This is a genomic window from Methanosphaera sp., from assembly GCF_016282985.1.
Taxonomy (GTDB): domain Archaea; phylum Methanobacteriota; class Methanobacteria; order Methanobacteriales; family Methanobacteriaceae; genus Methanosphaera.
Map to the genome: position 1 here is coordinate 1 of NZ_JAEELZ010000148.1, position 11,290 is coordinate 11,290.

7 protein-coding genes and 1 pseudogene are annotated in these 11,290 nt (G+C 29.1%); 4 read left to right on the forward strand and 4 right to left on the reverse strand.

All coding sequences use genetic code 11. The features are described from left to right. Positions 1–211: pseudogene (locus tag QZZ11_RS09055) on the forward strand (MATE family efflux transporter); the annotation flags it as partial. Positions 212–238: 27 nt separating this feature from the next. On the opposite strand, the gene QZZ11_RS09060 reads toward QZZ11_RS09055, so the two are convergent. Then, entirely contained in the window at positions 239–1,153 is a 915-nt protein-coding gene (locus QZZ11_RS09060; RefSeq protein WP_292475511.1) for a CorA family divalent cation transporter, read from the reverse strand. A gap of 164 nt (positions 1,154–1,317) precedes the next feature. Between QZZ11_RS09060 and QZZ11_RS09065 the strand changes: the two genes are divergently transcribed. Both QZZ11_RS09065 and QZZ11_RS09070 read left to right on the forward strand, forming a co-directional pair. Continuing rightward, on the forward strand, positions 1,318–2,169 hold the full coding sequence (locus QZZ11_RS09065) for an ion channel (protein WP_365953037.1): 852 nt from the start codon (positions 1,318–1,320) through the stop codon (positions 2,167–2,169). Positions 2,170–2,420: 251 nt separating this feature from the next. Beyond that, a complete protein-coding gene (locus tag QZZ11_RS09070; RefSeq protein WP_292475514.1) occupies positions 2,421–7,679 on the forward strand; it encodes a right-handed parallel beta-helix repeat-containing protein in 5,259 nt (1,752 codons plus the stop codon). 67 nt (positions 7,680–7,746) lie between these two features. Here QZZ11_RS09070 and QZZ11_RS09075 read toward each other — a convergent pair whose 3' ends face one another. Beyond that, positions 7,747–8,400, reverse strand: coding sequence for an HAD family hydrolase (locus QZZ11_RS09075; protein ID WP_292475515.1), 654 nt, complete (start codon positions 8,398–8,400; stop codon positions 7,747–7,749). 190 nt (positions 8,401–8,590) lie between these two features. On the opposite strand from QZZ11_RS09075, the gene QZZ11_RS09080 reads away from it, so the two are divergent. Then, positions 8,591–9,331 carry a 3-oxoacyl-ACP reductase family protein gene (locus QZZ11_RS09080; protein WP_292475518.1) on the forward strand — a complete coding sequence of 247 codons (741 nt, stop codon included), beginning with the start codon at positions 8,591–8,593 and terminating at the stop codon, positions 9,329–9,331. A gap of 58 nt (positions 9,332–9,389) precedes the next feature. Here QZZ11_RS09080 and QZZ11_RS09085 read toward each other — a convergent pair whose 3' ends face one another. Together QZZ11_RS09085 and QZZ11_RS09090 are read right to left on the reverse strand one after the other, a co-directional pair. Continuing rightward, positions 9,390–9,899, reverse strand: coding sequence for a GNAT family N-acetyltransferase (locus QZZ11_RS09085; protein ID WP_292475520.1), 510 nt, complete (start codon positions 9,897–9,899; stop codon positions 9,390–9,392). Positions 9,900–9,910: 11 nt separating this feature from the next. Beyond that, positions 9,911–11,290, reverse strand: a 1,380-nt coding sequence (locus QZZ11_RS09090; RefSeq protein WP_292475522.1) for a hypothetical protein, incomplete at its 5' end; no start/stop codon positions are given.

The following is an 11,290-nucleotide window of genomic DNA, read 5'->3' on the forward strand; positions in this document are numbered from 1 at the left end:
AATTGGAAAAGGAGCACTAAGTTTATGGTTGACAATCGTAAGGGAAGTAATATTTCCAGTATCATTTACCTATCTGTTTGGTATATATCTTGGTTGGCGTTTACTAGCAATTTGGACTGGACTGGCACTGGGTAGAGTCATTTCAAGTATTTTAAATTTCATATTCGCAAGATATACCATAAAAATTATTAGAAAAAGAATGGATATTTAATCCATTAATAATTTTTTAAATCTATTTTTATAACCATTTTTTTCTTCTGAAGAACCATAAAACCAGTAAACTGATTGCAATACAGGAAGCAAATACTAACGGGTAACTCATCCGATATTCAAGCTCAGGCATGTACTTGAAGTTCATTCCATACCATCCGACAACCAACATCAATGGTGTAAATACTGTAGTAACCATAGTTAGAAGTGTCATGATATGGTTCTGTTTAATGTCCAGGTGAGTCTTATATACATCACGAAGCTGTATGGTATAATCCCTTATACTGTTGGAAAGATCTCTTAAACGCTCTACTCTATTAATGAACATTCTGAAATATCTTAAGTTCTCCTCTCTGAAGAACCTGTTTTCATTTTCTTCGAACACTTCACCTAAATCTAATAATTGTTCGTAATGTTTTTTTAAATCCCTGATGTCTACACGAATATCGTTAACTCTTTGGGAAATAAGTTCGTCATCATATATGATTTCATCTTCCATTTCATCCAATTCTTGTTCATATTTTTCCATCATTCGGAAGTCATCTTTGATTATTTCATTTAAAAAATCATAGATGAAACGTTCTAAACTTGGTAATCTCCATTTTTTTCGTTTTTTAATTCTTCTAACTATTTTTCGTGATTCAAGAGTATCATCAATGAATACTATTCCCTTTTCATCCAAAGCAAATGCAAATTTAATTTCTTCGGACTGAACATTTTTCCTGTTGGGAATGAAAAATGTTCCCGTAATTGAGTCAAAGTTTTCTTCAGCTTTTGTTACGTGAATATTTGTTGTTTTTGGTTCAAAATCTATCCCCATTTTAAACGTGTTCTTTTCTTTTTCCCAGGCTTCCGACGAAAGAAGTGCAACATATTGTTTTTTAGATTCTATCATTTCCTCTTTTGTGCATTCAAGTAGTTTTTCGCTAATAATATAATACATATGTTATCACTTCTGATGGGTATATATTTTAATATATGTTTTTAAAACTTTAAATTTTTATCTTTTTTCAGATTTTAAAATATCTCTTTGAGTATACTGAACTGATACTTAAACCTAAATAGTATAAATAATATAATATTATTATTACTGGATTTCTGATTTTTATGTTTAAAGTGTATATTGATGATGAAACTAGACGATTGACTTATGAATTAAAGAATGTTATTCTCTTAATTCTTACAGTTATAGATTTGGTATTTATATTTTTATCAATAATATATTCTTTTGATTTTAAAGTTGAAACTCTATTTGCGGATTATGATTTTTTAGTATGTTTATTATTGTTTATTGACTTGTCATATGAATATTATACTTATGAAGGATCTCTTAAAGACTTTTTAATTAAGGATAAGAATTTGTTGGCTATTATTTCGATTCTTCCATTTGATCTGTTGTTTAGATATTTTTCAGTATTCAGATTATTCCGTTTTGTAAAAGTATTTAAAATTGTACGTATTTATAATGTGAAACGGGATATGGGATCATTAATCTTTTTTATACAGAATCACTTGTTTAAGTTATTGTTTGTAATATTAACGATATATGTTGCAGTCTCATCTGTTTTACTTATTATATTGGATGATGCGATTGATACAGCAGGTGATGCAATATGGTTTATGGTTGTTACTGCTTCAACCGTCGGGTATGGTGATATTACTCCTGCAACTACCGTGGGTAAAGCGTTGACAATTCTGACGATTATTATTGGAATTATATTTGTAGCAATATTAACGGCATATCTGTCTGCTATTTATAATGAAAAACAGGAAAGAGAAACAAGAGAAACAGTTTTTAAGTATGTTAAAAAAATTGAAAAAACTAATAAGATCTATAAGGGTGAACTTCTTTTGTTGATTTCAAAAGTGGAAGAACTGGAAAAAGAAAATAAAGAATTAAATGACAAATTATCTAAAATTGATGAAAAGTTGGATGAAATATCTAAAAAACTTGAATGACCTCCTCTATTTTTTTATTATTATTTTTATTTAATTAATTACTCTTTTTTCTTTAAAATATTATTTTTAAATACATTTTTTTCATATTACTCTATTCTATTCTTTTTTTAAGAAAAAAATAGCTTTATTATACTGGTTTATTATATCTTATCAATAATTATTTTATCAGGTTTAAATAAATTAAATATTATATATATTTAATCAAAGATTTTTGATTAATATTTGTAAAATGATAAGAAAGGAGTAAAATAATGAGGATTATGGCCAAATTCTTATTGTTTTCATTAGTTTTATTAATAAGCATTGGAACAATAGCTGCAACAGACAATACTACAGAAATATCCATTAATGATAATGTAGATATATCTAACGATTTAACAGATAACAACTTGGAAACAAGTCTTCAACAAGAAAATTATCAATCAAAGAACATTGAAAAAGCTTTTGAAAAAAATAAGAATATATTAAGTGAAAATAAATCAACGAAATCGGCAACAACTGTTACTGTTACAGAAAATAATTATGAACAGTTTTTCACACAGGAACCGGAAGATAAATATGTTAAAACAACAGACCTGGTTAAAGATGGAGATACCTTAAATCTAAAAGGATCATTCTACAACAAAAGTTTCATGGTTGATAAATCCATAACCTTTACCAGCTTAAACAACGATGCAAAATTATACAATTCTACAGTTTATGTAATAGGACAAAATGCATCTGGTTCAACAATTTCTAACCTAATGATATATAATGATGGAACTTTACTTAAAGGAATACAAGTTAAAAATTCATCAAATTTAACAATCAAAAATAATAACGTTACAACTTATGGATTACGTGCATATGGTTTTGTAGCAGATTATATGGATAATAGTACTATAGAATTTAATGATTTTGAAAGAAAAGGTGACGATTGGAGGTATATAACATTCGTAATAGGTGTGTCTCATAATAACACTATACAAAACAATTCCATTAAATGTGGTGGAGCAAATGGGATATATTTAAGTATATATGGAAGTTATGATGCAGACTTTGTTGGAGGAGCATCAAATTATAATGTTATAACAGGAAACATTGTACATGCAGAAGGATATATTACATCATGGTGTTATACTATTCAAATCATGGGTGCATATAATACAATCACCCATAATAAAGTAATTGGTGGATTTAGAGGTATTTCCACACAGGATTACGAAAATAATTACATAGCTTACAATGAAGTGCATGCTATTAATGAAGGAATATATGCCTGTGAAAACGCTACAGTAATAAATAATATTGTAGAAGTTAATGAAAGTGCAACAGGAATTAAAATTGGTAGTGATAATGTACTGGTGGTAAATAATTCCATAACTGCTGAAAATGGATATGGTATTGATATCCAGGGAAACAATGCAAGAATAACCAATAATAATATTACATCAGGTGGAAGTAATGGAATTTACTTGAAAGGCCAATATAATGGGATAATTATTGATGATAATAAAATAACTTCAAATAAAGACGGAATATTATTCAAACAGCAAACGAGAACCAAAAAAACAAATAATGTATATGTGGATAAAAATACTATCATTTCAGATGCAGATTATGCAATAAACTTTGAAGAAGCAGGAGCATACAATGCAATTGACGTAAATGTAACTGTTACATCATCAAATGTGTTGTCATCAGCTAAAGGTAGGGGAAGTATTGCATATCTACCTCCATTAAATTTAAACACTTCTGTACAATTGGATTCAGACCAGCAAATATCAATAAATCCTCAAAATTACACTTCATGGTTTACAGATGGAATTGCAAATAGTAATATTGAACAAAATGCTACAATTAATCTAACAGGAACTTTTAATAATTGTAATTTTATATTCAACAAAAAAGTTCATATAATCGGACAAAATTGTACTATTAACAATGGAACAATAACGTTTGCAGAAGATGCACATGCATCAACACTAACCAACGTAAAAATATGCAATAAAGAACATTCAGTTACAGTACATGCAATAGAATTATTGGAAGTAAACAATTGTGAAATAACAAATGTGGAAATCGATAATTTTGCAGATTATGAAAGTATAGGCATATTTTTATACGGGGCAAGTGGAACCACAGTAACTAACAATAAAATCAATACTTCCGGAGACTACGTTAATGATGCAATACTCTCATACTCTTCGGATTCAAATAATATTACAAATAACACTATAAATTTAAACCAAAGTAATGTACGATTGGAATATGATGATTCAATCATGTTCAATGATAAAATAGGCACTATAACAGAAGTACTTCATAATCATGGAATAATGCTGTTATATTCATCAAACAATGAAATAAACAACAACAAAGTTAGAGTAACATCACAATTTGACGAGTATACCTTCCCTACAAATGATTGTAAGAACAGTGTGGTGGGTATAGATGTATACTTTGACTCCCATAGAAATAAAATTAACAACAATTACATAAACATTACAAGTTATGGACCATTCATATATGGAATAGGTGTACTTGGCGGTAAATGGGGATCTTCAATACTTACAGCAAATGCAACAAACAACGAATACAGGAATAATATTGTTAATTTGAATGGAGGATACTATGCAACGGGATTCATTGCCGGAAGAAATAGTGTAGGTACATTAGTCGATTCAAACATATTTAACGTTCAGGTTTCAAAAGACAATCAGACAAGTGGTGATTATGGACATGCAGTAGTATTGGAAAACAGTACATCATCAAATGTCTACAATAACACCATTAACTGTAAAGCATCCTCATTATATAACATTGAATTATATGATTCAAGTAACAATAACATAATCAACAACACAATAAATGGAAACGGAACAAACCCTTATGGAATAGCAGGATACAGATCAAGTAACAATACAATAACATCTAACAAACTCACATTAAGAAAAGAAAATCTGGGAGAATCAACCTCAGCATACCACTCCGATACAATAGCTGTAGGTGATGAAGCAATAATGTTCAGTTCATCAAGTATTAATAACAACATAACAAAAAACAGCATCATAACCAATGCAAACACAACAGTTAAACTTACAGAGGAAACAAGAAACAACAAAGTAATGGAAAATTCATTGATTTCAAATAATAAATTGGCAGATCAATCAGTTATAGACTTGGGAGCAGATAACATTGTCTCAAACAATTTTGTATACTTTGTAAATGCTACCGTCAATCCGGTTGAAGCATTTGTCGGTGATACTATTTCCCTGGTTGCTAACATTAACACAACAGCTACGGATTATAGAAATCTTAGTGTAGCCTTCAAGTTAGGTTCTAATAATATAGGAAATAGTCCTGTTGTTAATGGTAAAGCAACTTTAGATTATAATGTTTCCACATTATGGAATCCTACAACATATCAAATAACTGCATTTGTAAGTGGAAACAATTTCCAGAACGTAACTGCAGTTTCACAGGCAGTATTTGAAAAACATCCCGAAAAAACAAACGTTAAAGTAGCTAAAGTATTGGGCGTTGTCGGATCAAATGTTGTTTTAACAGCCAATATCACTACAACAAGCGGTGGAAAAATAGGTTCGGGACAGGCTGAATTTTATGTTGACAATGTATTGGTGGATGTGGTTGATTTAAGGTTAGGTGTTGCCTCATGTAATTATACTATTGCAGCTAATGCCAATAACACAGTTCATAACATTAAAGTAGAATATTTGGGTACAAAAGATTATGAAAGTGCAAATGGCACGAATATTTTAGGTGTTCAGACATTATCCGAAGTAAGCGTTGCTAATCATACTGCAACTTTAGGCAAAAATGTCAGCATTAAGGCTGATGTAGTTTCTGGTGGTAAACCCGTAGATACTGGAATTGTTAAAATATATGTTAATAATGTTCTTTTAACTAATGCAAATGTAACTAATGGTGTTGTTAATGCAATGGTTAAAGTTCCAACAACATATGATAAAGGAACTTATGACTTGAAGGTCGTCTTCGATGGTAATGACACAATATCCAATGCTACTTCAAAAGCAAGTATTACTCTCAAGCCTATGGTGGCAGTGATACATTACAATAATACATGGGTTGATATTGGAGCTAACGCTTCCTTAAATATAGTTATTGACAATAATGCTACAGGCAATGATTTATGTCTTGCAAATGGAGGAAATGTTAGTGTAAAACTTAATGGACAATATTTAAAGGATTCCAGTGGAAAAATTATCTATGGTGTAGTGAATAATGGAAAGTTAAGCTTTAAATTCACAGCTCCATCACAATTACAGGGAACTCAGAACTTAACATTTGTATTTGGTGGTAATTCTAAATTTTCACAAAGAACCCAAACGTTTAATAACAGTTTAAGTATCGGTAAAATCAATGTTACAATCACAGTTAACGATATTGGTAATGTTGAATTGAATGAGAACATAACTATTACCGGTAAATTTACGGACAGTACAGGTAAGCCAATAAGTAACAGTAATGTTAAAATAATTCTTAACGGTGTAAAAAATTATGCAAAAACAGATAAAAATGGAACTTACACATTTGTTACAACAGTCACTACTCCTGGAGTAAATACATTATCTGTAGGTTATAGTGGAAATGAAAAGTATTATGCATATGAAAGAAATATTACATTCAATGCCGGTAAGCTTGACGTTATTGTAACTTATGATACTATTCCTGTTGTTCCTGCAGGTACTAACGTTACCATAACAGGTAAATTCACAGAAAGTACGGGAAAAATAATTACAAACAGTAATGTACGGTTGTTTGTAAACGGAGTTAAGTATTATGCAAAAACCAATAGTTCCGGTAAATATGCATTATCTGTATTGGTTACTAAGGTTGGAATAAATAATTTAACTGTCGGATATTCAGGTAATGCTAAATACAATTCATATGAGGCTAATACAACATTCAATGTTGGAAAACAGGATGTAATAGTTTCTTATGATACTGTTGAAGTTGTTCCTGCCGGTACTAATGTGACTATAACCGGAAAGTTCACAGATAATCTTGGAAAAGCAATTGCTAACAGTAATGTCAAGTTATTTGTCAATGGTGTAAAATATTATGCAAAAACAGATAAAAATGGCTTTTATACTGCATCAATATTGGTTACTAAGGTTGGAGTAAATAATCTTAGTGTAGGATACTCCGGAAATGCTAAATACAACTCCTATGAAGTAAACAGTACTTTCACAGTAGGAAAACAAAATGTCATAGTAACCTATAATAAAATCACTGATGTTAAAAAAGGAAACAACGTAACAATCACAGGTAAATTCACAGATAATCTTGGAAAGGCAATCACAAACAGTAACGTAAAAATAACAATCAACGGCGTCAAATATTATGCAAAAACAGACAGTACCGGAAAATATACATTCACACAGCAACTAAACAAAACAGGAACATACAACGTAACAATAGGATACAGTGGAAATACTAAATATAATTCATACGAAACAAACACAACGTTCAAAGTAACCACTTAAAAAAAATGAAATGGATATTATTGATGAATATTCATCAAAAAACTATTTTTTTTTCTTTTTTAATTATTTAACTGTTTTTAATTGATTTTAATAATTCATCTTTATCATTTACAATAGCTACAGGATATTCGTCTTCATATACATCACCAACACCATAACCCCATGTTACTAGAATACAGTCTATTCCAGCATTTTTTGCTGTCTGAATATCCGTAGCAGAATCTCCAATGTATAACGTCTCTTCTTTTGTTACATTGGCTTTTTTAATGATTGTATTAACACCATATGGATCAGGCTTTGAAGCTTTTGTAGGTACAGGACCCTGTATGTCAATAAAATCAATGTCTGGAGCATATTTATTTATAAAATAGCTTATGGAATCATAACTTCTGTTTGAATTAATGGCTAAAATCATATCTTCTTTCTGTAACTGTTCTAAAACTTCCAGCATTCCATTAAATAGATGGGTATTTTCTTTTAAGTCATTACTGTATATTTCTTCATAAGTATTTTTAACTAATTCTATATTTTCAGGAGTATTTTTATCTTTTAATATAAGTGATGTGATTTCGTAGATATTGCCACCTAATGATTTAATATAGAAATCAAGATCCAATTGTTCAAATCCCAAAATTTCAAACGATTTATTAAAACATTTGGCTACATCGGTTAATGAATCAAATAATGTTCCATCAAAGTCAAAAATACATAATTTCTTCATAAATATCCTCGAAAAATAACTTTTTATATTTAATTATTTTATTTTTTTACATTAAAATAATTTAAAAATAATATATTCATTTAAATATAATTATTAATCATTATAAATTATAGAAAATTTTATATCTAATAAAATTGATACTATCATTATAATATTTTAATATTTTATACTTTTTAAATGGAGGAAAAACATGGCAAAAAATGCAATTATAACTGGTGGATCAAGAGGAATTGGTAAAGCAATGGCTTTAAAATTAGGTGAATTAGGTTACAATGTAGCTATCAACTACAGAAGTGATTCATCAAAACAAATTACCGAAGATCTTATTGAAGAAATTAAAAATGAATATGGTGTAGATGCAATAGCAGTACAGGCAGATGTAAGTAAATTTGAAGACTGTAAAAAATTAGTGGATGCAACTATCGAAGCATTCGGTGAAAATATAGATGCACTTGTAAATAATGCAGGTATTACAAACAACTGTAACTTCATTGACTTACAACCGGAAGATTATGAAAGAGTAATTAATACAAACCTTGTAAGTATGATGCACATGTCACACTTAGCATTACCACATATGGTAGATAGAGAAACAGCAATAGTATGTACAGCATCCGTTGGTGGAATGACTGGTGTAATCAATCAGGCAGACTACTGTGCAGCAAAAACTGGAGTAATCGGATTAGTACGTGCATTAGCTCTTGAATTTGCACCAAGAAAAGTAAGAGTAAATGCAATTGCACCAGGTATGATTATGACAGATATGTTACGTGGAGTAAATCAGGATGAATTAAATGCATTGGCAGCAACTATACCTATAGGACGTATTGGTGACGTATCCGATATTGCTGGAGCATTAGGATATATTTTAGAAGCACCATACTTAACAGGACAAGTAATTTCTCCTAATGGTGGATTCGTATTACAATAATGTTAAAAATTTATTTTTAACTTACTTTTTTTTTAATTTTTTTATTTAAAAATTTATCTTATAATTTAATTATATAAACACAAACTTCTTTATTCAAATGATTAAAGCTTCTAACATATTTTCCATTGTTTTTTTCAATAATTTTTAAAGAGGCAATATTGTCTTTTTCTGCAGATAATTGTAATTCTTTTAAATCATATTTTTTGGCTATATTCAAAACTTCATTTAACATGGCTGTTGCATATCCTTTACATCTGCAGGAAGGTCTGACACTATAACCGACGTGTCCAAAATCTTTAAGAAAATCATTTAGATTATGACGTAATGAGATAATGCCAACTATCCGATTATCTTCAATGGCAAGCAACGTGTCAGTTACAACCCAATCTTCAGAGACTGTGGCTGGTGAAGTATTTTTAGAAACATATTCCATCCATTCATCAAACGTTGGTATTTTATCAAGTAATTCACTTCCAGGGATAGTTTTTTCATTATTCTTTATGAATTCTTCTTTAAAATCAATTATCTGATTCTTTAATTCATAAGAAGGTTTGCATAATTTCATCATTTTCTCACCAATTATTTGATAAATTTCTTTTCAATGATTGCTGACTTTGTATTGCTTGTTTCGTTAACAAGTAATTTTAATAAGTGTTCTCCATTAGTAATATCTGTTAGGTCAATTTTGTATTCTGCCAGTCCGTTTTCAGTATCAATTGTTGAAATTTCCTTATTGTCTATGAGAAGTTTACATCTGGTATTTACCTTTAAGGTTTTTAAGTCATGAACCTCTATTTCAAGATTTAACTTATCATTTTCTGATTTAAAATCTTTAAATTCCACAATAATAGGAACTTTGTAATTTTCTAATATGGAAACATTTTGACAAATTGGATTTTCAAACTTACATTCTTCCCTTATTTCAAGTACGATATCTGGATTAAACCATTCAATTAAATCCTTATTGAAGTACCATTCATCATAATAAAAGAATGTTTCTTTAAAGCTAGCAATAAATGATGGAATGAAGGGATTTATTGAAGGATCATTCAATATGAGTACTTTTTGATTAATTATTGGATTATCGTTTTTAAAGTATCTTGATTTTCTATTGGAAAATTCTTTAAATTCATCAGGAATCTCTGAAGAATCCACTTCTGAATAGTTTTTTACGATAACATCACTTATTATAACAGTATAATATTTTTTATGAAGTTCATCTTTTTCATATGACCATGCTTTATTGGTAAATAATGATCCGTTATGTTTTTTTTCTGAAATCTTTACCCGTTTTGTTATTTCCTTTTCATAATCCTTATTTTCATTAAAGATTTTATTTAGTATGTATGCTGTTGCTTTAATGGTTGATTTCATTTCAACGTAAAAATCATTTTTAAGATAATCTTCTTCACAAAACAATTTTAGTAAATCATTTACATTATCCAGTTTTTCAATTAGTCGTATAGCTTTAGAATCATTGAATGGAATATGTCTGCTTAAAACCACACTTTTATCGGGTATGGCAAAAAGACCGTATTCTATGTTCTGTTCGTTTAAAAATATCTTTTTAGAGGATATGGAATTATTAAACAGTGGGATGTCTATTCTATTTTTATACATTCTGTCATAATGTTGTCTTAACTCATTGTTTTTATCATTTACTTTGAAGAAAGTATCATTTTTTCCTTTATAACAACTTTTAAGTTCTTTAAATTCAGGTTCTAGGCTTTCATAAAATGGAAAATGTCGGGTAATGGTATATTCCTTTTCATCAGAGTCTATGATATTGATTTTTAAGTCATAATCTTTGTATTCAAAATCATTTAAAGATATTGTTGTTGAGTAATTTCCATCTGTTGTTGAATCATTTTTCATATTTTTTTCATCAATAAAGATTTTTACACTTGCTTCTTGCCCAATTTTTCTTTTATCTTCTATTCTTATTTTAAGTTCTATCTG

Excerpts from the sequence above, each read along its gene's own strand:
- QZZ11_RS09060 (WP_292475511.1), bottom strand. The coding sequence starts at position 1,153 with ATGTATTATATTATTAGCGAAAAACTACTTGAATGCACAAAAGAGGAA.
- QZZ11_RS09065 (WP_365953037.1), top strand. The coding sequence starts at position 1,318 with ATGTTTAAAGTGTATATTGATGATGAAACTAGACGATTGACTTATGAA.
- QZZ11_RS09070 (WP_292475514.1), top strand. The coding sequence starts at position 2,421 with ATGAGGATTATGGCCAAATTCTTATTGTTTTCATTAGTTTTATTAATA.
- QZZ11_RS09075 (WP_292475515.1), bottom strand. The coding sequence starts at position 8,400 with ATGAAGAAATTATGTATTTTTGACTTTGATGGAACATTATTTGATTCA.
- QZZ11_RS09080 (WP_292475518.1), top strand. The coding sequence starts at position 8,591 with ATGGCAAAAAATGCAATTATAACTGGTGGATCAAGAGGAATTGGTAAA.
- QZZ11_RS09085 (WP_292475520.1), bottom strand. The coding sequence starts at position 9,899 with ATGATGAAATTATGCAAACCTTCTTATGAATTAAAGAATCAGATAATT.